Annotated in this window: 20 protein-coding genes and 1 pseudogene; 8 read left to right on the top strand and 13 right to left on the bottom strand. The window is 58.4% G+C overall.

Annotated elements, in window-relative coordinates; all coding sequences use genetic code 11:
- Window positions 1-8 precede the first annotated feature (8 nt).
- From AC07OE_RS19005 to AC07OE_RS18950, 12 genes are all read right to left on the bottom strand, one after another.
- Window positions 9-725: an RNA polymerase sigma factor FliA gene (locus AC07OE_RS19005; protein WP_310346005.1), complete on the bottom strand. Its 717-nt coding sequence runs from the start codon at window positions 723-725 to the stop codon at window positions 9-11.
- Window positions 725-1,522, bottom strand: a complete 798-nt coding sequence (locus AC07OE_RS19000) for a hypothetical protein (RefSeq protein WP_495072130.1) — start codon at window positions 1,520-1,522, stop codon at window positions 725-727. Before AC07OE_RS19000 ends, AC07OE_RS19005 begins: the two co-directional genes overlap by 1 nt.
- Window positions 1,515-2,954, bottom strand: a complete 1,440-nt coding sequence (gene flhF, locus AC07OE_RS18995) for a flagellar biosynthesis GTPase FlhF (RefSeq protein ID WP_495072129.1) — start codon at window positions 2,952-2,954, stop codon at window positions 1,515-1,517. Before flhF ends, AC07OE_RS19000 begins: the two co-directional genes overlap by 8 nt.
- Entirely contained in the window at window positions 2,951-5,032 is a 2,082-nt protein-coding gene (flhA, locus tag AC07OE_RS18990) for a flagellar biosynthesis protein FlhA (protein WP_495072128.1), read from the bottom strand. The genes flhF and flhA overlap by 4 nt, the downstream gene beginning before the upstream one ends.
- Window positions 5,029-6,183, bottom strand: a complete 1,155-nt coding sequence (locus tag AC07OE_RS18985; RefSeq protein ID WP_495072127.1) for an EscU/YscU/HrcU family type III secretion system export apparatus switch protein — start codon at window positions 6,181-6,183, stop codon at window positions 5,029-5,031. The genes flhA and AC07OE_RS18985 overlap by 4 nt, the downstream gene beginning before the upstream one ends.
- Window positions 6,184-6,278: 95 nt before the next feature.
- Window positions 6,279-6,911 carry a protein phosphatase CheZ gene (locus AC07OE_RS18980; protein ID WP_495072126.1) on the bottom strand — a complete coding sequence of 211 codons (633 nt, stop codon included), beginning with the start codon at window positions 6,909-6,911 and terminating at the stop codon, window positions 6,279-6,281.
- A 2-nt stretch (window positions 6,912-6,913) separates the two neighbouring features.
- Window positions 6,914-7,303, bottom strand: a complete 390-nt coding sequence (cheY, locus tag AC07OE_RS18975; RefSeq protein WP_495072125.1) for a chemotaxis response regulator CheY — start codon at window positions 7,301-7,303, stop codon at window positions 6,914-6,916.
- 60 nt (window positions 7,304-7,363) lie between these two features.
- The gene (gene motB, locus AC07OE_RS18970; RefSeq protein WP_495072124.1) at window positions 7,364-8,308 is read right to left on the bottom strand and encodes a flagellar motor protein MotB; all 945 of its coding nucleotides are present in this window, start codon (window positions 8,306-8,308) and stop codon (window positions 7,364-7,366) included.
- 18 nt (window positions 8,309-8,326) lie between these two features.
- Window positions 8,327-9,184: a flagellar motor stator protein MotA gene (gene motA, locus AC07OE_RS18965; protein ID WP_495072123.1), complete on the bottom strand. Its 858-nt coding sequence runs from the start codon at window positions 9,182-9,184 to the stop codon at window positions 8,327-8,329.
- Window positions 9,185-9,348: 164 nt separating this feature from the next.
- Window positions 9,349-9,885, bottom strand: a complete 537-nt coding sequence (gene flhC, locus AC07OE_RS18960; protein WP_310345978.1) for a flagellar transcriptional regulator FlhC — start codon at window positions 9,883-9,885, stop codon at window positions 9,349-9,351.
- Between the two features lie 24 nt (window positions 9,886-9,909).
- Window positions 9,910-10,236, bottom strand: coding sequence for a flagellar transcriptional regulator FlhD (flhD, locus tag AC07OE_RS18955; protein ID WP_495072122.1), 327 nt, complete (start codon window positions 10,234-10,236; stop codon window positions 9,910-9,912).
- Window positions 10,237-10,558: 322 nt separating this feature from the next.
- A complete protein-coding gene (locus AC07OE_RS18950) occupies window positions 10,559-12,097 on the bottom strand; it encodes a flagellin N-terminal helical domain-containing protein (protein WP_495072121.1) in 1,539 nt (512 codons plus the stop codon).
- Between the two features lie 433 nt (window positions 12,098-12,530).
- Here AC07OE_RS18950 and AC07OE_RS18945 point away from each other — a divergent pair, with 433 nt between their 5' ends.
- The 5 genes from AC07OE_RS18945 to AC07OE_RS18925 all read left to right on the top strand — a co-directional run bounded on the left by AC07OE_RS18945 (window position 12,531) and on the right by AC07OE_RS18925 (window position 18,348).
- Window positions 12,531-14,060, top strand: coding sequence for a flagellin N-terminal helical domain-containing protein (locus tag AC07OE_RS18945; protein WP_495072120.1), 1,530 nt, complete (start codon window positions 12,531-12,533; stop codon window positions 14,058-14,060).
- Between the two features lie 174 nt (window positions 14,061-14,234).
- Window positions 14,235-16,220, top strand: a complete 1,986-nt coding sequence (gene fliD, locus AC07OE_RS18940; RefSeq protein ID WP_495072119.1) for a flagellar filament capping protein FliD — start codon at window positions 14,235-14,237, stop codon at window positions 16,218-16,220.
- 11 nt (window positions 16,221-16,231) lie between these two features.
- Window positions 16,232-17,503, top strand: a complete 1,272-nt coding sequence (locus AC07OE_RS18935) for a S1 family peptidase (protein WP_495072118.1) — start codon at window positions 16,232-16,234, stop codon at window positions 17,501-17,503.
- 109 nt (window positions 17,504-17,612) lie between these two features.
- The gene (fliS, locus tag AC07OE_RS18930; protein ID WP_495072117.1) at window positions 17,613-18,032 is read left to right on the top strand and encodes a flagellar export chaperone FliS; all 420 of its coding nucleotides are present in this window, start codon (window positions 17,613-17,615) and stop codon (window positions 18,030-18,032) included.
- Between the two features lie 16 nt (window positions 18,033-18,048).
- Window positions 18,049-18,348 (top strand): flagellar protein FliT, encoded by a 300-nt coding sequence (locus AC07OE_RS18925; protein ID WP_495072116.1) that lies wholly within the window; start codon window positions 18,049-18,051, stop codon window positions 18,346-18,348.
- Here the strand turns inward: AC07OE_RS18925 and AC07OE_RS18920 are convergent.
- Window positions 18,345-20,171, bottom strand: a complete 1,827-nt coding sequence (locus tag AC07OE_RS18920; protein WP_495072115.1) for an O-linked N-acetylglucosamine transferase, SPINDLY family protein — start codon at window positions 20,169-20,171, stop codon at window positions 18,345-18,347. The two genes, AC07OE_RS18925 and AC07OE_RS18920, sit on opposite strands and share 4 nt — an antisense overlap.
- A gap of 158 nt (window positions 20,172-20,329) precedes the next feature.
- On the opposite strand from AC07OE_RS18920, the gene AC07OE_RS18915 reads away from it, so the two are divergent.
- The 3 genes and pseudogenes from AC07OE_RS18915 to AC07OE_RS18905 form a co-directional block, all read left to right on the top strand.
- Entirely contained in the window at window positions 20,330-21,685 is a 1,356-nt protein-coding gene (locus AC07OE_RS18915; RefSeq protein ID WP_495072114.1) for an efflux transporter outer membrane subunit, read from the top strand.
- Between the two features lie 101 nt (window positions 21,686-21,786).
- Window positions 21,787-23,631: an SEL1-like repeat protein gene (locus tag AC07OE_RS18910; RefSeq protein WP_495072113.1), complete on the top strand. Its 1,845-nt coding sequence runs from the start codon at window positions 21,787-21,789 to the stop codon at window positions 23,629-23,631.
- A gap of 269 nt (window positions 23,632-23,900) precedes the next feature.
- Window positions 23,901-25,088: pseudogene (locus AC07OE_RS18905) on the top strand (heme utilization protein); the annotation flags it as partial.

Below are 25,088 nucleotides of genomic sequence, written 5' to 3'. Positions count from 1 at the left end.
CTCGCTTTTCAGTGGGATCGCATTTTGGCGCGCAGCCGCGCAATGGATTGGCTGTGCAGTTGACAGACCCGTGACTCGGTCACTTCCAGTACCGCTGCAATTTCCTTGAGGTTCATGTCCTGCTCGTAGTACATGCTCATGATGAACTGCTCACGTTCGGGCAGGGCTTTGATCGCAGTCACCAGTGACTGGCGCAAGCGCATGTCCCGCAGCATGTTCAGCGGGTCGGCATCGTTGTCAGCGACATGGCGGTCCAGGAAGGTGTCGTCGTCCTCGTTGCGCCGCGTCATGTCTTCGAGGTAGACCAGTTGCGTCCCTCGTACTTTGCCCAACAGGCTTTGGTATTCGGCCAATCCCATGCCAAGCTCTGCCGCAATTTCGGACTCTGCGGGGCTGCGGCCGAGCACATGCTCCAGCTTGCGCATGGCGACTTCAATTTCCTTCTGGCTCTTGCGGGAGCCGCGCGACATCCAGTCGTTTTCCCGCAGCTCGTCGAGCATGGCGCCGCGAATGCGTTGGGTGGCAAAGGTCTCGAACTGCACCCCCTGCGAGGCCTCAAAGCGGGTGAGTGCATCTGACAGCCCGATGAGTCCGACCTGGATCAGGTCATCCACCTCCACGCTGGCGGGCAGCTTGGCCATCATGTGGTGGGCCAGACGGCGCACCAACGGCTGGTACTGCTTGATCAAAGCGGTACGGTCCAGCTGTCCTTTGGCGGAGTACATCAGTGTGCCCCCGTGGGGTAGTGGTGGCGCACGGTAGGTGCATAGGGGCGGTGTGGGGCGGACCAGCCGCTGTTAAGCGCCATGGCATTTTCCAGCAGGCCCAGCACCAGCCTGCCGATGCTGGCCGAGGGGCGCTCATCGGTGGTGGGGGCCGGGATATTCAGGGCGTTCACCTGGTAATTCAGAAAGTATTTGGCGCAGTCGTTCAGGCTGGTGGGCATGCGGTTCTCGGACACCGGTGTTTTGGCCTGTACATTGTCCATCACATTGACAACGGTAGGTTCCAGTGCGCCTTTGAGCAACAGGCGTTTGAGGGCCAGGTAGCTGGTCAGCAGCGAGGTTTTCGCCGTCGACACGGCCAGCACTGGGCGTACACCGCTGCCGTGCAGCAGGTGGGCCAGCGTTTGCGCCGTGCTGTACACAATCACCACACTGTCGTGGGGGAATAGCCCCCCTGCATCCACCAGGGAATGCATGCCGGTGGCACTGCCACTGGCCAGGGTTTGCAGGCCCAGCCGAGCGGGCAGAACAGACCACGAGGGCGCGTCTGACACTTGATGGGGGGCCATGGAGTAATCAAACAATTGTGCCAAGCCCGGGTTGTCCGGGGTTTCCAGCACGGTGCCGTCGAGCACGGTAACTGGGTGGCCGAACCCCACCAACGCGTTGCAGAGCTGAAGGAGCAAGGGTAGCTCCACCTGCTCATCGCCGTGGCTGACCATGGCAATGAGTTTGGGTGTAGGGACCACCGCCAGGTCCAGCAGACCTGCCGCCTGGTTGATCGGGTGATCAAGCATCCAGGCGCCCCTGGCCAGCGGCCGCGTTGCTGGAGTGGCTGAAGAAGAACCCCAGGTCGCTGGCCTTGGGGTCGTAGGCCGATACACCCGCAGTGCGCATGGACAGGCGCACCAGCTTGGCGGCCACGGCTGGTTCCCAGTCTTCGGGCACGCGCTGGCCGTTGGTGACGCCGCGCAGCACCAACTGGTGGCGAATGACGGCATCGAGGGCGGGGCCAAGTTTGACGGCCTCGTCGGTCTTGGACAGTATGGCTTGCAGCGTGGTGGGGGTCTTGAAGCAGGCCACGGCCTCGTCCAGGGTGTCCCCATGGCCGCCTGCATTGAGCACCAAGAGGCGTTTGATTTTGGGCAGATCCAGCAGTTCCATCAGCTCGCGCTTGCGCGGGTCGCGTGGTGCAATGCCGGTCGTGTCAATCAGCACCATTTTCTTGTTGGCCAGCAGACCCAGCAGGTCTTGCAGAGCTGCCTTGTCATGCGCCAGGTGGGCCACCACGCCCAACATCTTTCCGTAGGCACGCAGTTGCTCATGGGCCCCTACACGGTATGTGTCCAGGGTGATCAGGCCCACGCTGGCTGGGCCGTGGGCGCGGGCGCATTGGCCTGCCAGTTTGGCGGCGGTAGTGGTCTTGCCTACGCCGGTGGCTCCAATCAGGGCGAAAACACCGCCTTCTTCGTGCAGGGGCGGGCCGCTGGCATCGGTGCGCAGGTTGCGCTCCAGCACATCCATGACCCAGCGCACCGATTCTGCCGCGTCCATGTCTTCAGGGATGCGTTCGAGAATCGTGCGCGACAGTGTGGGCGAATACCCTGCCCGAATCATCTTCAGCATCAGGTTCGACTGAATGGGGTTCTGCCGCGCCTGTCCCAGCCAGTTCAGCGTGTTGAAGCGGTCTTCAATCAACTCCTTCATGGCGTGCAACTCATCCATCATGTTCTGCGGCACGGCAGGGGCGGGCGCATAGCTGGGTGCCTTGCGTGCAGGCAAAGGCCGTGCGGGTGCGACTTCCACGTCCATGCTGATCCGCTTGTGCACGGGCGCAGGCGGAGGCTCAGGCGCCACCGGGGGCGGCAAGATGGTGGTCTGGGGCTGGGCTTGTGTGGCCTCGTGACGGCGGCGCGCCATGCGCTCGCGCACATAGTCCTGGAATGACAGTGTGCTCATCGCCAACTGCTCGGCATCCTCTTCCACTTGGCTTGCCACATCTTGGTAGCTGGGGGACGCGGTGTTGCGGGGCGAGCTCTGGGGCTTGCTTCCGCCTGCGCCGCCTGCATTCTGGTCCAAGACGGCCAGCGTGTCTTCTGCGGTGGCGACCACTTCCACGCCATGTTCGGTGGGGCGGTTGGACAAGATCAGGGTGCCGTCGCCAAAGGCTTGGCGTGCTTTGGCAAGGGCTTCGCGGGAGGTGGCGGCGGTAAAGCGTTGGATGTTCATGGTGTAGCGCCTCTCAAAATCGGGCCGATGCGGATGGTGTGGGTTTCAGGTATTTCGCTGTGCGCCAGCACCTGGAGTCGGGGAGCAACGCGCCGTACCAGGCGTGCAATGGAGCCCCGAATCTGGTCGGGCACCAGTAAGCAAGCCGGTACGCCGATTTCTTCCTGCTTCAATGCAGTTTCTGCGGCCGTGCGGGTCAGCATGTCGGCCACACCAGGGTCCAGGGCCGGACCCGAAGCGCTGCCCAAGGCCTGCACCAGCAGGCGTTCCAGGCTGGGGTCAATGGCGATGACGTTGAGTTCGCGGGTGGGGCCGTAAATCTGCTGCACGATGGCCGGTGACAATGCCACGCGGACGCGGCGCGCCAGTTCGACCGGGTCGGTGGTGGCGGTGGCGTGTTCGGCAATGGATTCGATGATGGTGCGGATATCGCGGATGTGCACCGATTCGTCCAGCAGCAGCTGCAGCACTTTTTGAAAAACCGCGACCGAGACCATCTTGGGGACGACTTCTTCGATCAGTTTGGGGGCCAGCTTTGCCACGTGTTCCACGAGTTGTTGTGTTTCTGTCCGGCTCAGCAACTTGGCGGCCTGGACTTGCATCAAGTGTGACAAATGGGTCGCCATGACAGTCTCGGAATCAACCACGGTAAATCCGGCCATTTGCGCCGCTTCTTTTTGCCGTTCATCAATCCAGTGGGCGGGAAGTCCAAACGCGGGGTCGGTGGTGGCTGCTCCGATCAGCGGCGTGGTGATGCCACCGGGGTTGATGGCCAAGTACATGCCGGGGAATGCTTCCCCTTCACCCACGATGACGCCACGCAGGGTGATGCGGTAGGCGCTGGGTTTGAGTTCCAGGTTGTCGCGCACGTGGACCGCGGGGGGCAGGAAGCCCACCTCCTGTGCAAACTTGCGGCGCACGCCCTTGATGCGATTGAGCAAGTCGCCTTGGCGGGTCTTGTCCACCAGGGCAATCAGACGGTAGCCCAACTCCAGGCCCAACTGGTCCACAGGTTGCAGGTCGTCCCAGGACGCCTCTCCGTCGTTGACGGGGGCTGGGGCCTGGGCTTGGGGATCCACGGGAGCGGGCTTGTGGGACAGCGCCCAAGCGCCATAACCCAAGACAGCCGCGATGCTCAAAAACACCAGATGCGGCATGTTGGGAATGATGCCCACCACAAACATGATGATTCCGGTGATGCCCAGCACTCGGGGAGACACAAACATCTGCCCCATGATTTGCTTGCCGATGTCCTTGTCCTTGCCCACGCGGGACACCACCATGGCTGCGGCCACTGAAATCAGCAGGCCGGGGATTTGTGCCACCAGTGCGTCACCCACGGCGAGCAGGATGTAGGAGTTGGCGGCCTGGCTGGCAGTCAGGTCGTGCTGCAGGATACCGACGGCAAAGCCGCCAAAGATGTTGATCAGCAGGATCAAAATACCGGCTACGGCATCGCCACGAACGAATTTGGAAGCGCCATCCATGGAGCCGAAGAATTCGGCTTCTTCGCCGATTTCCGCGCGGCGGCGCTTGGCTTCCTTCTCGTCAATCAGACCGGCGTTCAGATCGGCATCCACCGCCATCTGCTTGCCGGGCATGGCGTCCAGCGTGAAGCGCGCCGACACTTCGGCAATACGTTCGGAGCCCTTGGTCACCACCACAAAGTTGATCACCACGAGGATTGCAAACACGATCAGACCCACGGCAAAGTTGCCACCAATGAGGAAGTGACCGAACGCCTCAATCACGGCACCGGCAGCGCCTGCGCCGGTGTGACCTTCCAGCAGGACCACGCGTGTGGATGCGACGTTCAGCGACAGGCGCATCAACGTGGTCAGCAGCAAAACGGAAGGGAAGGCCGCGAAATCCAGCGGGCGGATCATGTAAGCCGCCACCATCATCACCATCAGTGCCACGGCAATGTTGATGGTGAAGAAAGCATCCAGCAGGATGGGCGGCAATGGCAACACCATCATGGCCAAAATGGCCACGACGAGCATGGGTGCGGCAGCGCCCTGCACGACGGTGGCATTGCTGCCAAACCATTGCTGCAGGTTTTTGATTTGGGCGTTCATGCCGTTTCAGCCTCCAGTGTTTTGGACAGAGGATCCAGCTCGGGTGGCACAAAAGGCTGCGGAACCTCTTGTGGCATGGCACCTTCGCCGCGCAGCGCAGCGCGCAAGCGGTAGACGTAGGCCAGCACCTGCGCTACCGCGGTGTACAGGGCCGAGGGGATGTCCTGGTCCAGCTCGGCATTGGCATAGAGCGCACGCGCCAGCATGGGGGACTGCAGCACCGGAATGGCGTTTTGCTTGGCTACATCCCGAATCTTCATGGCAAGCAGGTCGGCTCCCTTAGAGATCACGCGAGGGGCGCGCATGGATTTCTCGTCGTAGCGGATGGCGACCGCAAAGTGGGTGGGGTTCATCACCACAAAGTCGGCCTTGGGCACGGCGTTGACGCTGCTCTTTTGCGCCAGTTCGCGCTGCTTTTGGCGGATCTTGCTTTTGATCTGGGGGTTGCCGTCAGACTCTTTCCCTTCCTGCTTCACTTCCTGGTGGGACATCTTCATCTGGTCTTTGTGCAGAAAGGTCTGTAGCGGCACGTCCGCCATGGCCGCCAACAAAACGACCAACAGCATCAAGCCAAGCCCGCCCGTGAGCCATTGGGTCAGGTGGGCAATCGCCGCGGTGGAGGGCTGCATCAGCAACGCCGCCATTTCCTGAAAACCAGAAGTCAAAAACGACGTGGCGATGGCAAACAAAATCCCCGTCATCACCACCATTTTGGCGGTGGTGAGCAACTTCTTTTTGGAGAACAGGTTAGAGAAGCCGGACAGCGGGTTGAGCCGTGAAAAGTCGGGCATCAGGGGTTTGAGGCTGTTGACCCAGCCACCGGATGCGACGGCGGCCACAATCGCGGCTGTCATCACAATGGCTGCAAATGCCGCGCACCCTGCGACACCGATGGTCGTGGTATCGCTCAGGCGCTGCAGCATCGTGCCCGGGCGCATGACGATGGCGGCGTCAAAGGACAGCTGCTGCGCCATGCTGCGCTTGAGCTGGTCAAACAAAATGGGGGACAAGACCAGCACCGCGATGGCACCAGCACCCAATACAGCGAGGTGGGAGAGGTCTTCGGAGCGGCTAACCTGGCCGTCTTCGCGCGCCTTCTTGAGCTTGCGCTCTGACGCCGGTAGGTTGCGATCTTGGCTGCCTGAGTCCATGGTGAAGAAGCTCTCTAGTTCTCACCATTGTCGCAACCGACCTCTCAAACTAAAGGACGATAAGCGGGGCAATCCTCCGCTTATTCAAGACGACTTCAGAAGCCCAGGCTGGCCAGTAAATCGTCCACCTGGGATTGGTCGGTGACCACGTCCTGGTTGGCCTGCCCATCCACTACGGGGCCAGCTAATGCGGGGGTGTATTCCTGAACGGTGGCAGCGCTCACCTTGGCTTCTGCAGGCGCGGTTTGCAGCAGCAGCAATACCAGCTGCTCCTCAATCGTCGCCGCCAAGTTGACCACTTTGGCAATCACCTGGCCTGTGAGGTCATGGAAGTCTTGCGCCATCATGATTTCTGTCAGATGGTCATCCACTTTTTTGCTCGATTGTTCAACGTCCGTGATGAAGTTCATCACATGACCCTTGGCAACGGCAGCGACAGGGTCCTTGACGATCAAGGCGCCGATACGACGCGTTTCGGCGGCAATATGATCGTGCTGTGCCTTGGCTTGATCCACCTGGTTGAGCACTTTTTCAGCCGCCTGGCCCGTCAGCCGCGCAATGTATGACAGTCGGCTTTTGGCGTCTGGCAGTTCGCCAGCCCAGTCCTTGACCTTTTCAGCCAGCCCCAAGCCGTTGAGCGAGTCATGCAATTGGCGCGTCAGTGCGCCAAGCTGCTGGTGAACTTCAACCGTGGAGAGAGCGTGCGCGGGATTGGTAGCGTCTGACATGGTTACTTCAGTCCTGCCTTGACCAGGATGTGGTTCACTTTGTCTTCCAGGGTGGCTTTGGTGAAGGGTTTGACGATGTAACCGGCGGCGCCTTGCTGGGCCGCCAGCACGATGTCTTCCTTGCGGGCTTCGGCCGTCACCATCAGCACCGGCAGGTGCTTGAGCTTGTCGTCTTTCTTGATTTCAGCCAGCAACTGGAAGCCGTTCATATTCGGCATGTTGATGTCGCTGACCACGAAGTCAAAGGTGCTGTTGCGCAACTTTTGCAGAGCGGCTACGCCGTCTTCGGCTTCGTCCGCATCGGAGTAGCCACTTTCTTTGAGCAGGTTGCGCACGATCCGCCGCATGGTGGAGAAGTCATCAACAATGAGAAAGCGCAGTTCTTTGGACATAGATAACCTTTTACCGGGCGATTTTCGAATTTCTGCAAGTATGACTGAATTTTCGCAGAGTTATGGGGTCGATTTTGCGCCTGGGGCCGCTGCGGTGCCAGCGGTTTCCGTCTCCGTTTCCAGAGGGATCGTCTTGGTGCCCAGGAGACGTTCCTCCGCCTCTTTGGTCATCACCAGAATACTGATGCGGCGGTTGGTTGGACTCAAGGGGTCATCCGGGTCCAGCGGGAGGCTGGACGCCATGCCCACCACTCGGGCCAGCTTGTCTTCGGGCATGCCGGCCGCAATCAGTTCGCGCCGGGATGCATTGGCGCGGTCGGCCGACAGCTCCCAGTTGCTGTAGCCACGGGCGGCGTTGCCGTAGGCTTGGCGGTCTGTGTGCCCGTCCAGGCTGATCTTGTTGTCCACTTCGGTCAGTGTCAGGCCGATTTCGCGCAGGATGTCCCGCATATATGGTTTGACGGTGGCGCTGCCACTGTCAAACATGGGGCGACGCTGATCATCGACAATCTGGATCTGCAGCCCGTCCGGCGTGATTTCGAGCTTGATCTGTGAGCTGAACTCCGCCATTTTGGGATTGTTGGAGATGGTGGTCGCAATCTTGGCGGCCAGGGCTGCCATGGCCTTGGCGTCTTTCTTGGCGCGTTCCACCTTGGCTTGGTCGCCAGACATTTTCTTTGCGGACTTCTCCTCACCGTCGCCGCGGCGCGATTGGCCAGCCTGCTGCGTCAGGTCGTTGCCGCCGCCAGTGATGACGCTGTTGCTGGCACCCGCACCCGCACCGCCTTGCATCGCCACTTTCAGGGGGGACTGGAAGTAGTCGGAAATACCTTTTTTGTCGCCTTCTGAGGTGCTGCCCAGCAGCCACATCAGCAAGAAGAACGCCATCATGGCGGTCACAAAGTCGGCGTAGGCAATCTTCCAGGCACCGCCGTGCGCAGCGTGGCCGCCCTTCTTGACCCGCTTGATGATGATGGGCTGTAGCTTCTTGGCGTCTCCAGCCATGCTCAGGCGTCTCCGCGCTTACTTTTTCTTGACATACGCTTCCAGCTCGGCGAACGTGGGGCGCTCTGTAGAGTACAAAACTTTGCGGCCAAACTCGATGGCGGTAGAGGGGTTGTAGCCTTGCATGCTGGCTAAGAGGGTGGTTTTGATGCACTGCAACTCCTTGCCGGCTTCTTCCACCTTTTGCTCCAGCAGGCCGCCCAGGGGCTCGGCAAAGGCGTAGGCCAGCAAAATGCCCAGAAAGGTACCGACCAGCGCTGACCCAATCATGCCGCCCAGCACGGCCGGCGGTTGGCCTACCGAACCCATGGTGTTCACCACGCCCAGCACGGCGGCCACAATCCCGAAGGCTGGCAGGCCTCCCGCGATGCGTTGGATGGCGGCCACGGCGGCGTGTTCTTCGTGGTGGTGGGTTTCGATTTCGCTGTCCATCAGCGATTCAATTTCGTGGGCGTTGAGGTTGCCCGAGACCATCATGCGCAGGTAGTCGGTGATGAACTCCACCACATGGTGGTCGCTGCCCACGGTGGCGTATTTTTTGAAAATCTCGGACTGTTCGGGCTCTTCGACGTCCTTTTCAATCGCCATCAGCCCTTCTTTGCGAGCCTTTTGCAGGATGTCAAACATGAGTGCCATGAGCTCCATGTAGCGCGCTTTGGTGTACTTGCTGCCTTTGAAGCAGGCACCCAAGCCCTTTATGGTGGACTTGATCACTTTCATCTGGTTGTTGGCCAGAAAGGCCCCTAAGGTGGCGCCCCCAATGGTCAGCATTTCGAAGGGAAGTGCGTGCAACACGACACTGATGTTGCCCCCGTGCGCAATAAACACGCCGAACACGCAGCCCAGTACAACCAGCCAGCCGATGATTACGAACATAGAAACATTGTGACAGGGAAGCCGGGGGCTTCATGGGTTGAACAGCCTGGCTTTTCAGGGCCGTCTCTATCATATCGTCGCTGTGTCCGTTGTCTTAAGTTTTATATCAAAATGACCTCTGACCCCCGTGGATATTGCGCAAGCAGCTACTAAATTAATAGCGTCTAGTGCAGCAGGATGCCGCCAGCGGTAGAGCCTTTGCCAGCCCGTGCGGGGGGGGTGCACAGTCCGCACTCAAAGTGGCGGGAGTTTTCGTAGGCTTCCGAGACAAAGTGTCCGCCGCATTTGGAGCACTTGGTCATGGACAGCATGTTGTTGTCAATGAACTTCACCAGGCGCCAGGCGCGGGTGATGGACAGGAGTGGCTCGACGCCGCAGGCGGCGATTTGTTCGGTGTACAGCCGATAGGCGGCCATGATGGCATCAATGTCCTCCATGGCGCTGACCTTGCTCAGGTACTCATAGGTGTTCTGGAACAACGAGGCATGGATATTGGGCTGCCAAGTGAGGAACCACTCGGTGGAGAAGGGCAACTGGCCCTTGCTGGGAGAGCGGCCGGCCACCTCTTTGTACAAGCGCAGCAGACGCTCGTAGGACAGGTCGGTTTCGCTCTCCAGCACCTGCAGGCGGGCGCCCAACTGGATCAGGGAGACTGCGCGTTCGACTTGCTTGGAGTCGTTCAAAACACTTTTGGTGGCCATGGGGTGCTCCTGCGGGACGGGTACTTAGACGGCTTCGGCGAAACGGCCGGCCATCAGGATGCTGGCGTGCAGCTTGGTGGTGGCATCGTTGTCCACCTTGTTGGTCGAGTGGTTGGTCAGCAGGTTCCATACGATGTCGTCGTCTACCCGGAAGCGGCAGAGCAGCATGTTGCCCGAAGCAATGCGCATGACTTGTGCTGGGGAAAGAGCCGAAATCATGTCAGCGGCTTCCTCGGACATGCCCAGGCGAAACAGGGCTTCTGCCTTGTCCTTGCGGATCAGGCTTTGCGCCAGCATCAGGTAAGTCATGTTGGCTTCCCGGATCTGCGCCAGTAGTTGTTCGTCGTTCATATTCGGCTCCTGGTGGGGGCGATTCGTGTGAATCACCATGGAGCGAATTCTGGTTGTGGGGGCTTGAAACTTGAATCAGAAAAAGGCTAATCCGCGTGTCGGAAACGCAGACGCGCCCTGTAGGCGAACTTCCTACAAGCGCAATGCACACAGCATGGGTTGGCCCGCAACGAAGGGGCGTGAACGATCCGTGAAGGACGCGCACTTTTGGCTTGTCGGCAGCATGGGCTGCAAACTTGAGAACTAAAAATAAGGGTGTGGCAGGCGCACCTGTCCCACGGTCGCCATCCAGAGGATGGTTCCCTGCTCGAGGGCTGCGCTATCAGCCCTTGAGCAACTGGAGCACCGACTGTGGAAGCTGGTTGGCCTGGGCCACCATGGCCGTGCCGGCTTGCTGCAAGATTTGCGTGCGCGACAGGTTGGCCGTTTCCATTGCAAAGTCCGCGTCCTGGATGCGTGAGCGCGAGGCACTCAGGTTCTCGGATGTGGTTTGTAGGCTGCTGATGGCGGTCTCGAAGCGCGATTGCAAGGCGCCAAACTTTGCGCGCTGACCAGCAATCACGGAGATGGAGGAATCCACCGTCATCAGGGTTCGTGTGGCCGACTCTACGGTCGACACGTCCAGAGTGTCTGCTCCCTGCAACTGGCTGGCGGAGGATGCACTGTTGAAGAAGCTGGTGCCGGCATTCGCGGCGCTGGCCGCGGCGCTGACGCCAAATGTCTTGTCCGAATCCAGGGTCAGGGCTCCGGTCGCCACGGCGGCGACGCCGGGTCCTACGGAATAGGGGGTTGCGCTGGCGCCGGGCAGTTCAAATGTGCCAGTGGATGCCGCGGCGTTGGTAATGAAAATATCCGCACCGTTTTCATTGGTCAGCGTAAGACCGGTGCCCGCCGCATTCATCTTCGCCGTCACACCCGTCTGGGATGCTTTGTCGTTGAACGCCGTCACAGCGGCTGCCAAGCCGTCTGTGTTGGCAACGGCGCCTGTGGTGAATGAAATGTTGACAGCAGTGCCGTTGTTGGATTTAACCGCCAGGGTGTAGGTGGACGATACCGTGAAGTTGGTAGCGTCAACCTGGGTGCGCGCTGTGGCGGTTACGCCCGTGGTGCCCGACTGTGCGTTGATGCTTGCGGCAACTACCTTCGCGCTATCGCCTGCGGTTACGGCAACGCTGGCGGAACCCAGTGCACCATCGATGGTGAGTGTGTCCGCGCCGATGTTGTTGGTCGCAGGAGGACCCGCCACGGGGGCTGCGGCTACGGCCTTGTTGGTGCCTGCGGTTGCAGTGCCTACCACCAAATCGCCAGGGCCGCCGGTGCTTGTTGCAATCTCGGAGCCAATGCGGTTGTTGCCGTATTTGCTGGTGCTGAAGTTCGCCGTGGTAGCAATGATGGTTTGGTTGGCATTGGCGCCAACCTGGAAGGTGGCAGAGGTGAAGCTGCCATCCAGAATATTCTGGCCATTGAACTGTGTGGTTTGGGCGATGCGGTTCAGTTCGGAGGTCAACTGGCTCACTTCGGCGTTCAGCGCTGCCCGGTCCGATGCCGAGTTGGTCGCGTTGGCAGATTGCACTGCCAGTTCACGGATACGTTGCAAGATGTTGGACGAACTGCCCAGCGCACCTTCGGCCACCTGCGCCAGCGAAATGCCATCGTTGGCGTTGCGGGCTGCCTGGTTCACACCGCGGATCTGCGATGTGAAGCGCTCGGAAATGGCCAACCCCGCCGCATCGTCCTTGGCGCTGTTGATGCGTAGACCTGAGGACAGGCGGGCCATGGAGGTAGCCATTGCCGACTGCGAGCTACTCAAGTTGCGCTGCGCAGTCAGCGACTGGACGTTGGTGTTGATGGTTGAGGCCATTGCGGAACTCCTAAATAAAGTGAATCAGCGTCGCCGCCGATTGCATAGCCTGCTAGCCCGCAGACAATCAGTAACGATGGGTGAATTCTGGAGAAGCCCCCCGCAGGCATACGGGCGATAAGCACGGCAAAAAGCGGCTTAATTTCCGCTGCCTTGGCGATCTTGATAGGGGTAAACCCTTGAACAAGCGAATTGCGGGGTGAGTGCACTGCTAATTCAAATTCCGTGCGCTGAATGGGCGTGTTAATGCGGGATGCTGGTGAAGTTCCTAAAGTTTTCCGAGATAGTCCCGAAAACAAATGCAACGGGCCTTGGCGGGCCTGTCGTCCGGAAGGCGCCACAGTGGCGCACCGGTCATGGCGGCCAGTAGCAGTGCTGGCGTTGAGATCGGCATGTTGCCGGATTAGGAAAGCTTTTTTAGGAGTGAATCAAAATGGCTTCAATCATTAACACCAACATCAATACGCTGACGGCGCAGCGCAATTTGGCGATGAACCAATCGTCGCTGGCGACATCCATGAGTCGCTTGTCTTCAGGCTTGCGCATCAACAGTGCGAAAGACGATGCTGCGGGCTTGGCCATTTCTGAGCGCTTCACCGCGCAAATTCGCGGTCTGGACCAAGCGTCTCGTAACGCCAACGACGGCATTTCTCTCTCCCAGACGGCTGAAGGCGCGCTGGGACAAATGTCAGACAACATGCAGCGTATCCGCGAGCTGGCTGTGCAATCCGCCAACTCCACCAACTCGGCATCTGACCGCGCCGCCTTGGATCTGGAAGTGCAGCAGCGTCTGGCTGAAATTGACCGCGTGGCATCGCAAACCGGCTTCAACGGCCAGAAGATTTTGGACGGTTCTTTCGGTAACGCAACATTCCAAGTAGGTGCGGACGTTGGTCAGACCATCAGCATTGACTTGTCTACCAGCATGCGTACCACCAACCTGGGACGCCGTGCGGACTATGTGGATGGCTCCACGGTTTACAGCGGTGCCAAAGCCGTGGGTGCGCAAGGCGCTGGCGTGGGTTCTGGTGCCGCCAGTGCTACAGGCGGTACTGCAACTGCGCTCGTTTCAGGGGCTCTGACCATCGCCGTGGGCAATGGTACGGCTGTGAACGTCGGGGCTGCCGCCACCGTGACTGCGGCACAGATTGCAGCAGGGCAAACGGCCGGTAGCGCCTACAACGTGGCTGCTACTATCAATGCAGCGGGCATTTCCGGATTGAATGCGGAAGCCAACACGTCCGTCACGGTTGCCTGGACCACCACCACTGGTGCGGACACCTATACGATCAACGGCACAGCGATTACCGTTGGTAGCGGTGCGACCTACACGGACTTCGTTGCCGCCGTGAACCAGAACTCTGGCGCTACAGGGGTTCAAGCTTCCTATGCGAATGGCAAAATGACGCTAACAGCGGCCGACGGTCGTGATATCAGCGTTTCCCGGGCCACGGGTAGTAACGGTGGTTTGGGTGTGGGCACTGGTGTTACGGAAAATAATACGGCCAACTCCATTCTGGATTTCAGCACGGTTGCAGGTGGAATCGCAGTGGGTACTGTGCGCCTGTCCTCCAATGAGCGCATCACGATTGCTGGTACGGCGCCGGCCAATGCGGGCTTTGCCGCTGGAACGCTGGCGCTGGGCGCCACTGCCTTGAATAGTGCCTCGGTGACCACCGTGGCCAATGCCAACGCTACGGTCTATGCGATTGATGCCGCTTTGGCCAGTGTGAGTAATCTGCGCAGCACCTTTGGTGCTATTCAGAACCGTTTTGACTCGGTGATTTCCAACCTGAGCACTACATCCGAGAACTTGACGGCATCCCGCTCCCGTGTGCAAGATGCTGACTTCGCCAAGGAAACTGCCAACTTGTCGCGTGCTCAGATCCTGCAACAGGCCGGTACCGCCATGGTGGCGCAGGCCAACCAGCTGCCACAAGGTGTGCTGGCCTTGCTGCGGTAACAAAGTGCAAGAAAAGGCCGTGCGCTAAAGTATTTGCTGAGGCGGCCGATAGATAAGGTGGCAGGGGTCAAACCTCTGGCCACCTTTTTTTTGTGGAAAAACGGCTCTTTTCGTGGGTTATTCGTGATGTCAAAGTGAGACACTTCTGAGCCGTGGACCGAGCAGGAGGCTTGAATGGCTACCATTTCATCATTGGGTATTGGCACTAACGGCCTGTTGGACTCTGAGGCCATTGTTACCAAACTGGTGGCCCTGGAAAAGCAGCCACTGGCGACCCTTCAAACCAAGGCGAAGATTGAGCAAGCCCAAATTACGTCATTTGGGCAAATTCAATCCCAGTTTTCTGCACTCAGCGATGTTGCGGCGCGAATTTCCTCCACTTCCGGTTGGAGCTCCCGTGTAGCGAGCTCTTCCAATACCGCAGCGGCGACGGTTACGGCCACTGCGGCTACCACCGCAACGTCGTTCACTTTGGATGTAGACGCTTTGGCCAGAGAGCAATCCAATTCCTCGGCCTCGGTTTCCCTGGGGTCTACCGTTGGCGCTGGTACATTGACATTTAGGCTCGGTACTTGGTCGGGTGGGTCCTCTGATGCCGGGGCGACCAACGCTGATGTCGCTGCCAAAGATGCTTTGGTTGTCAGTACTGCAGCGGCCTCGGTCACTGCGGCGAATGCGGCTTCGGCGGCCAGCGCCACGGCTGCGAGCAGCGCTGCCAGTGCTGCATCATCGCTGGCGGATCACAATACGGCGGCCACGGATTTAGCATCAGCAGCCGTGTCCCCGGAGCAGTCCTCGTACGCAAGTGCCTACTCCGATTGGGTTGCGGCCATTGCCGCGAACGATCACAGTACGCCGGCATTGCAAGCGGCGGAAAATGCCGCGTTGCTTGCCAAAAATAATGCGTACGCTGCCATGACTGGCGGTGAGCAATCCGCGGCAAACAGCATTACCGCGACCGCCGATGCGACAGATGCCTCGGCACTGAAAGGTGTGGCGATCAGTGCTGCTGCGAGCTCTACGGCCGCTGCCGCAGCAGCCACCGCTGCAGCCACGGCTGCGGCTGCAGCGGTCACCGCAGCAAACTCCGCCCGCCCTACCTTTACGGCCGGTAGCGGCAGTTCTGACGTAGCCATCACGGTGGCTGCCGATGACACGGTCACCACGTTGGCGGCAAAAATCAATGCGTCGTCGGCGGGCGTCATTGCCACTGTGTTCCGAGACGGGACTGGCGAGCGGTTGCTATTGCGTTCCAAGAGTACTGGAGCAGATGCGGGCTTCAGGATCCAGGCAACGGACGCGGATGGCAACAATGCTGACAACGCAGGTCTATCGCGCTTCGCCTATGACCCTCAAACTGCGGCATTTGGCATGGCCTCCAGTGGCACACCCGCGCAAAATGGGCAGGACGCGAAAGCCCGAATCAACGGCCTAGCAGTGACTTCCAAGACCAATACCTTGACCGACAATATTCCTGGGGTCACGATTACGCTAACAGCTACCACCACAACCAACTATGGCTCGGTTGGCGAGACGAAGTCTCCCATTACTATGGCTGTGCGTGAGGATGTGACCCCCGCGGTCAAAAACGTGCAAGACTTTATTACGGCCTACAACGCCCTTTCCGCGTCTTTGGCAGATATGACCAAGTACGACGCCGCGACCAAGACGCCGTCGATTTTCCAGGGTGACTCTGCGGTGTTGGGATTGCAAAGCGTCCTTCGCAGTATGTTGAGCTCTGTGAGTACCGGATCGGCGTATTCAAGGTTGTCCGATGTGGGTATCGAGCGCCAGTTGGATGGCTCTTTGTCCTTGAATACAACCAAACTCAGTGCAGCCGCCAACAACGGAACGGAGCTGCAGAAGTTGTTCACTGCAAATAACAGTGATGCGAAGACCAATGGTTTTGCGTTGAAATTCAGCGATCTTGCAAAAGGGGTGCTAAGCGCTGGCGGCTCTGTCGTCAACAAGGCGAAGGCGCTTCAGAAGTCGCTGGATAACAATGCCACCGAACAGACCAAAGTCAATGACAGGGCGGCAATGGTAGAGGCTCGCCTGCGCAAGCAGTATTCAGCGTTGGACGCAAGGCTCGGCAGCCTTACCGCGCTCGGCAATTATGTTTCCCAGCAGGTAACGACCTGGAACAAGTCTTCGGGTTGATGGCTGCAGCCATGAATAAACAGGTGCGCTGCGTCGGATTTCTATGGCTGGGTTTGGCCAGCCTTTTGGTTGCATGTTCTACGAGTGTGCAAAAGGTGCCTGTGGGTGCCGCTTTGACAGCGCCTGTCGACGCCGGCACCAAGGTGATTCAGTTTCGGAAAATTGCGGATGCTTTGCCCAAAGGCGAATTGATTGGCAAGTCGCGTTTTGGCGTCTTGTGCATACCCGGAAAACCCCTTGCCTGGCGTGACGGGCGCGTGAATGTGAATGACGACGAATTCGCCGAGAGTTTCCGTCAGGAGGTTGAGAAAGCAAAGTTTGCCACCGTGGTCGAACCCGGGGTTGCTCCGGAGTCCAGTATCAGTTCCAGGGCTGGATTTGTGGTGTCGGGGCAGGTGGCTGGCGTGAATATGGACACTTGCGCTCCGTGGTCTGACTTCGGAAACTGGCGCGATGCGCGCGGCGGCGCCTATGTCAAGGTGCAGTGGCAGGTGTACAGCACTGCGCAGAAAAAGATGGTCTACGAGACCGCAACCGAAGGCTCTTACCAGACAGATGAGAGTGTGCCAGGCGGAACGACTGAGCTGATGCGAAGTGCGTTTGCGTCCGCGACCCAAAATCTGCTCGCAGATCCAACGTTCTATCGCACCATCCATGGGGATCGGAGTGCCACCCCGTCTGGGGGCGTTCCGGTTATGGCGGAGCCACTGCGCGCGATGGAAGTGTCCAAGGGTGGCGCAGCGCCAGATGAACCCAGGTCTGCTGTATTCACGGTGATTGCTGGCATGAACCGAGGTAGCGGGTTCGTGGTGAGTGCTGACGGGTATTTGATCACCAGCGAACACACTGTGCGTGGGTACCAGTTGATCAAGCTGAAATCAGCCTCTGGGCGTGAATCCTTGGGCTTTGTCATTCGCAGAGATGATCAAAATGACGTTGCCTTGGTCCAGCTTACGGAGCGCAATGCTTCGACGTTGGCCCTTCGTGCCGCTCCCGCAATGCAGGCGGGAGAGGATGTGTATGTGATGGATGTCACGGCGCGAACGCCTGACATGGGTATCCGCAAAGGAGCCGTTGGCACCCAGAAGGACGCTGTAAATACAAAATGGGTGCGCACCACTGTGCCGCTGACCCCTCTGGATGCAGGGGCGCCATTTTTTGACAAGACCGGCAAGGTCGTAGGCGTTGCAGTTGCGCCTACCTTAGACGGCGTTGCGCAGCCCGCGGGCGGATTTGTCCCAATTTCCGAGGTGTTGGCTCGCCTTGCCCTGAGCTTGAAGTGAGCCTCAGGGAGCTCTTCAAGCTCTCAGGGGTGGCCGGTTTCAGATTGAATGCACTTTAGTTGGCGCTGGCGGTGCCGATATAGATTGCAAGAAGATAAGGAATTGCAGCATGTTTACTTCCGTCAGCGCCCGTTCGGCTTCCGCCTACAAAAGAGCGAGTGTGGACGCCAGTGTAGAAATGGCGAGTCCCCATCAGCTGGTAACACTGTTGTTTGAAGCTTTGCAACGGTCTCTGGGAGCAGCTGGTCTGGCCATGCAGTCGGGTGACATCAACGCGAAGTGCAACCACATCAGCTCTGCCATCCGCATCCTGGAGGAGGGACTGATTGCCCCTCTGGATCTGTCCAAAGGCGGCGAATTGGCGGCCAACTTGAAAAACCTCTACGAGTACTGCGTGATGCGCCTGGTGTTGGCTAACGCAAAAAATGACCCGACTTTGCTCAGTGAGGTGAAGCAACTGATCGAGCCCGTAGCCAGCGGCTGGAAGCAAATCGATGGGCAAGGACCTGCCTACCTGAAGCCTGTTTGAGATCTGAGGGCCTGCCATGCCAAAGACATTGATCGAGTGTTACAGGGCTATAGAGGCCAGCAGCCTCCAGATGCTGGACGCAGCCCGCGTGCAGGACTGGGATACCGTGGTTCACCATGAAGGCGTGTGCGCGGTGCTGATTGAGCAACTCCGCAGCCAGGCGCGACGTCTTGAGCTTGACGCACAGGAAAAAGCAGAGAAGTCACGCATCATGCTGCGTATTTTGGGCAATGATGCCAAGGTGCGTGACCTCACGGAACCGTGGTTGGCACACTGCGATGCCCGGTTCAATAGCCAAAGCACGCTGCTGCACTAAAGCTGCTCAGCCTCGAGATCTGCGATAAGTTGCCTTAGGCGCTGTTCGAGATTACGTGTAAAGCGGGGCGTGTCAAACAATACCCCGTTGGCTTTCTCTTGAGCCAGGTGCTTTCTAATCCGCGCAAGCTCTACAGGGGCGTTTGCTAGGGCGACGGCTTTCTCCTCATAGTCTTGCAGGTTGTACGTGATCAATTCCGGCAGGTTTGCCGCAGTCAACAGTGCTCCTGCCATGCGCGAGGCGAAAGATTGTCCGGTGTAAGTCAACAACGGAAGTTCCATCCAGAGCGCGTCGTTGGCCGTGGTGCCGGCATTGAACGGGAATGTGTCCAAAAACAGGTCGGCAGCCGCATACCGCGCAAGGTAGTCTTGTGGCAGCACGCGGGCTGCAAAGTACAGCCTGTCTGGACTGATGCCTCGCATCTGCGCCTCCTTGCGCAGATTGTCCTCCGCCCAAGGGTTATCCGATAGCAGCCACAACACGCTACCCGGTGTGCGGCGCAAGATGCTCATCCATACAGAAAACACCTCGGGCGTGTACTTGTAGTTGTTGTTCAGAGAACAAAACACGAATGCTTCCGATGGCAATCCACATGCGGCGCGTGTGGGCGTTGGGCCTACGGAGCGCTTGCGATCGCTCACTTGGTACACGTCAGGCATGTAGAGCGGTTTTTCTGAATACAAATGGGCTGATGCCTCAGGTATCAGGAATTTATCGGCAATGACGTAGTCAATCGAAGGCAAACCTGTGGTCGCAGGCAATCCCAAATAGGTGATTTGCACCGGCGCGGGGCGGTATGCCAAAAGGTTGGCACGGGCACCGGCAGTCTGGCCTTGCAGATCAATGAGGATGTCGATCTCGTGCGAACGGATGAGACGGGCCGAATCTTCGTCCGTCATTCTGTCAATGCGATGGAAATGATCCATGGATTGAATCACTCTTTGGCGCAACCCGGAGCCGTCTTCAGGGCTCCAGCAATAACCGTATATCTCAAATTGTGTGCGGTCGTGGAGCTCGAAGAGTTCCGCCGTCAGCATGGAAACTGGGTGCAGCGAAAAGTCTGACGAAACATAGGCAACACGCAGTTTGGAGTGTCCGTAGCCTTTGGGGCTGGCCAAGGTGGGAACGTCGGATTTGACCTTTTTCTCCACGAATCGTCGCGCGGCTTCCAGCTGTTTGCCTGGTTCGTCGGAGACGCTGAGCATGGCCAATGCTGATGTCGCTTTGTGCATGGCATCGAGGCTGATTCCGGGAAGGGTAGGGTAAACCGGCCAAATGCACTGTTTCTGGCGCAGATGTATCCAGTGGTGCAGGGCATCTTCCTGGCTTGGGTCTAATGCAAGACTTCGTGTGAGCCACTCTAGTGCCTCGTGTAGCTGTTTTCTGTTTTCCAGAACGCGGCCCTGGTGATTGCAGGCCAGGATAACCATGGGTTTGGTTTCCGGTGCATCAGGATTGATGTTGTCTGCCACCCATCGCCATTCCAACAAAGCCTTGTCAATGTGTCCCATGCGTTCAAACAACGAACCAAGGTTTAGGCGGGGTTGGGCAAAGGTGGGGTGCAACTCTATGGATTTCCGGTAGGCAGCCTCGGCATTTGGGAAGTCATCAAGATTGGACAAAGTGACGCCCAGATTGAAGTAAGCCGCATAGGCATAGGGTGATGGTGTTCTGCTGAGCCAAGTCTGGTAAAGCACTGCAGACAATGGATTCAGCTTTTTGGCGTCCATTTGGGCTGCGCAGTCGATCAGCTGTGCAAATTCCAGCTGACCATTCCATGCGCGCATGACGATGTCTACGAAGTTTTCTTCAAAAGATGCCACGTTACCTCGGACGAATACATAGTTGAAGGAGGGGATTACAGCAAGTATGTACCGAATCAACGCGTTAAAACGGGGGGGGAAAGAGGGGTATTTGTGGACTTGCCGTAGCGCGTAGCCACGTAGTATGCGAAGCCTGCACCTGCGTGCTTTGGCTTGTTATGTACAGAGTTTCCCTCCTTATTGCAGTTGTTTTTTTGTTGTCGGCGTGTTCGCAGACGGAGTTGCAACGCCCTGTCGCGCCAGTGCCTGCCAAGTGGGAACAACCTGGTCAAGTCCCCGGTATCAATTCAGCAGCCACCCACTGGCGCACCTTTTTTACGGATTTGCGGTTGCAAGCACTGCTGGAAGCGGCATTGGAAAACAACCGTGATCTGCGCATGGCAGTGGGGCGCGTGCAAGAGGCGCGTGCGCAATACGGAGTGGTGCGCGCAGATCGTGTGCCAACCGTTAGCCTTGGGCCTCCGGCAGGAACGGCCATCACAACGGGCTACACCGCGCCATTGATTAGCGTCTCCTATGAACTCGATTTTTGGGGCCGAATCAGCGGAATGACTGAGGCCGCCCGATTCAGCTTTCTTGCGACCGAAGATGCCCGACGTGCAGTGCAATTGACCCTGATAGCCGATGTCGCCAACGCTTACTATGAAATTTTGCAATTGGACGAGTTGATCTCTTTGTTGCGCGCGACCGTGAATCTACGCGAGTACGCGGCAGAGTTGGTGGGGAAGGGGCGTGATCTCGGAGCCGCCAATGACAATGAGTATTTGTTGGCAACCGTGGCGCTGGAATCCGCCCAGGGAAGCTTGGCGGCGCTGAAGCATCAGCGCACGGTGGCCAGCAATCGCTTGGACTTTTTGGTCGGGAAGGTAGGCGTCGTGCAGCCGGAAGGTAAGTCCATTGAGGAGCCTGGTTTTGATTCGGTGTTGCGCCCCGGCATTCCTAGCGAGGTCCTGTTGTTTCGACCCGATGTCATGGCAAGCGAGCAACGACTGCGGGCTGCGCACGCCAACATAGGCGTGGCGCGCGCTGCATTTTTCCCAAAAATTGCTATTACGGCGGGCTTTGGTGCGGTCGGCGGCGGGTTTGCAAGCCTGTTCACCTCCAATTCCTCCACTTTCTCCCCGCTGGTCTCGCTGCCGGCGCTCTGGGATGGTGGGCGCGTTCAAGGGGGCGTTGCGGTGGCTCAGGCACGCCAGGAAATTGCGGTCGCCGAATACGAAAAAACCATTCAGCAGGCTTTTCGCGAAGTTGCGGACCAGTTGTCTGCTCGTGAATCCTTGGCCAAGCAAATGCGGTCAGCGCTGGCAAATAAAGCGTCCCAAGAAAGGCGGCTGCAGATTGTTCAAGGCAGATACGACGGTGGTCTGGTGGCCTATCGCGAGGTGATTGAGGGGCAGCAGGACTTGCTGGCTGCTCAGCAGGCAGTTATCTCCCTGCGGAGGGCGCAAATGGAGGCGGAGGTTCAACTGTACAAAGCCATGGGCGGCGGGGAGCAACGTGTTGAAAAAATGTAGCGCGTGCAACGACACTTTTACTCGTTGGTTGGGAGACTCTTGTGATATCGGGTCGTGATAAAGCGGTATTTCTGAGAACGTTGAAGTCTGCGCGTCTGGGCTTGGCCGATGCACAGTATGAAGTCGGGCTGATGTTTGCCAATGGCATTGGCGTTTCCCAGGACTTCAAACAGGCGATCCATTGGATTCGTATGTCTGCGGAAAAGGGGCATGTGCCTGCTCAGTATCTGCTTGCGACGCGCTATGCCAGCGGCGTAGCGATTGAGAAGAACGAACACCAGGCATTTGTCTGGTTTCTTCGTGCGGCATCGCAGGGGCACCCCAAGGCCTATTTTCGACTGGGGAGGCTACACGGCGCAGCACACCATGAGGCAGCCTTTGCATGCTTCTTGAAAGCCGCGGAACTTGGCACACCAGAGGCTCAGTTCGCCGTCTCACAAGCCTTTGCCAAAGGTATTGGAATTGCCCCCGATGTGTCTCTCGCATTTCAGTGGTGTAAGGCGTCCGCAGATCAGGGTCTGGCCGCTGCGCAGCACGCTTTGGCCGAAATGTACGTTGGTGGGCACGGTGTTGAGCCAGATAAAGAAGCCGCTTTTTTTTGGTTTCGCCGGGCAGCGTCGCAGCGGTACGCGCCTGCACAGGTGGCCTTGGAGCAGTCGAACAGCAGAGAGGTTGGCCGGTCCTCAGTGTCGGGTCGGGGCGGGCGCCGAAGGGCAGCCACAGAGCGTCGGCAAATTGTTGTCAGCGAATGGCTCGATGCGGCCGAGAATGGGGATGTGAACTGCTGGTTTCACTTGGGGTTCATGTTCGAGGCTGGGATGGGGGTTCCCCAGGACCTGGCCCAGGCGGAATATTGGTACGGGCGCGCAGCGAATGGCGACGACGTGCGTGCACAAGTTGCCTTGGCGAAACTATTGGAGCTTAAGCGTGATCCGACCGCGAGCAGTTGGCTGTTAAGGGCTGCGGAGCGGGGCTCAGTGGATGCGCAGGTTGCAATAGGGCGTTGGTTGTTGGGCGCTGGCAGTGAAGATCGTGATGTATTTCAGGGCATCGCTTGGCATATCAAGGCAGGGGAGCAGCAAAATGGCCATGCGTGGCGGTCATTGGCCGACACCTTTTGTAACAACGCAGAGGAGTTGACAACCACGGCTTATCGAAGGGCTGCTGATTTTGGTGACGCGCGAGCTCAGTACATAGTGGCGCAGCAGTACGCCACAGGGACTGGTGTTCTTAAAGATCCTTCAGCTGCATTTAGTTGGTACAAACTCTCGGCGGAGCAGGGGTATGCGGAGGCCCAAAGTGCGTTAGGCGCTTGTTATTTAGCCGGTCTCGGCATCGCATCAGATTTTCGCCAAGCGTTGGATTGGCTCCAGAGGGCGGCTGACCAAGGCGACGCCAAGGCACAGTGGAATCTTGGATCTATCTTTGCCAGTGGGCGTGGCGGTATCAAGCGCGATCTGCCCGCCGCTTTCATATTGTGTAACAAAGCAGCCGCCTCCGGTTTTGTGCCCGCCCAAGCGACCTTGGGTGTGCTGTTGAACCGGATTCGCGATTTTGAGCAAGCGGCGTTCTGGTTGCAGAAGGCGGCCTTGCAAGGCGATGCTGAAGCTCAGTACAACTTGGGGGTTGCCTTCATCAAAGGGCTAGGTGTTCCCCTCGACTTGGCGGAGGCTTTTCACTGGATGGTTTTTGCCGCTGAACAGGGGCTTGCGCCTGCCCAAGCCAGATTGGGTTTGATGTACGCAACGGGGGATGGCGTGGCATTGGATGCAATAGAGGCCCATAAGTGGTTGATCTTGGCCTCCAAGGCGGGCGACGCCGGAGCCGCGGCAAACTATTCCCGTTCGGAGGCGCAATTGGGGCTTATGCAAGTTGCAGAGGCAAAGCGAAGAGCCGATGTTTGGATGAGTGTGAGTGCTCGCAAACAAATAGATAAGAGTGCGTAAAGTCCCTTGCGTTTTCAGAAGAATGAGGGCTTTTGGGTCTTAAATCTTTTGCTTGGCCCCCTCGTTTGTGCGATAAGGTGCTACTTTTAGGGCGGCTATTCTGTTTGTTGTGTGCCAGTTGAAAGAAATTGTTTAAGTTTTGAAAAATTGTGTCGTTATGAGGGAACGGGCGAACTCCATAACTGGGGTTTGCATTGCCTGTTTCATAGAGTCGGCATTTCATTCGCATCCCCTCAGCAGGTGTGGATAAAAAGGAATAGAGGTTAAAAATGGCAGCATCAAATTTCATTCTGGGTAGTACGACCGCGCAAATCGCTGCGTTGACTACAAAACAGATCACTGGGCTGTCAACGGATGATTTTGGTGCGCTTACGACGGCGCAATTGGGGGCGCTGACCACCACAAATTTGGTTGTCTTGTCCACGGATCAGTTCCAGTCTTTGTCGACAGCTGCAGTTTCTTCGCTTAAAACCTCTCAGGCCCAAGCTCTTACTACGGATGAAATTGTTGCGCTTTCCACCGCTCAATCGGGTGTTTTAAGTACGGCAACTTTGGCAGCGTTGTCAACCGCCCAACTTGCCGCAATTGAGACGGCGGACATTGAAGCGCTGACGACGCTCCAAGTGGCTAACCTAACCACAGGCACGCTGGCGGCGCTGACGACGGCGCAAGTGCAGGCCATTGAGACCACCGACATCCGTGCGCTGACCACAGGCCAGCTCGGAGCGATAGGCACCGGTACGGTGGCGGCGCTCTCCACCGACCAGATCCAAGCCCTCACGACCAACCAGCTTGGAGCGCTGGGTACATCCGCAGTGAAGGCCCTGACCACCGACCAGGTAGTAGCCCTGACCACCGCCCAAGTCAGCGGACTGAGCACCCGCACCGTGCAGGCGCTGACCACCACCGCGGTGGCTGCCCTGACCACGGACCAGATTGGAGTGGTGAACACGGCCGGACTGGCTGCGCTGACCACAGGCCAGATCAAGGCGCTGAGCACAGACGCGATTGCGGCCCTGTCGACCTACCAGGTGGGCAACCTGACGACGGCCACGATGGCAGCGCTGACCACCGCCCAAGTGGCGGCGATTGAGACGACCGACATCCAAGCCTTGAAGACCAGCCAGTTGGCAGGGCTTGCGACGAGCACCGTACAGGCGCTGACCACAGACCAGGTGGTTGCGCTGACCACAGACCAGGTCGCCAACCTGACGACGGCGACACTGAAGGCGCTCACCAGCGACCAAGTGGCGGCGATTGAGACGACCGACATCCAGGCCCTGCGTAGCAGCCAACTGGCGGGCCTGGCCACCAGCACCGTGCAAGCGCTGACCAGCGACCAGATCATTGCGCTGACCACCACGCAGGTATCCACGCTGACCACAGGCACGCTGGCGGCGCTGACGACGGCGCAAGTGCAGGCCATTGAGACCACCGACATCCGTGCGCTGACCACA

It is taken from the genome of Rhodoferax sp. GW821-FHT09E07, assembly GCF_059416145.1.
Note: the sequence above shows the minus strand (reverse complement) of the source record. Positions and strands in the feature narration are given on the sequence as shown.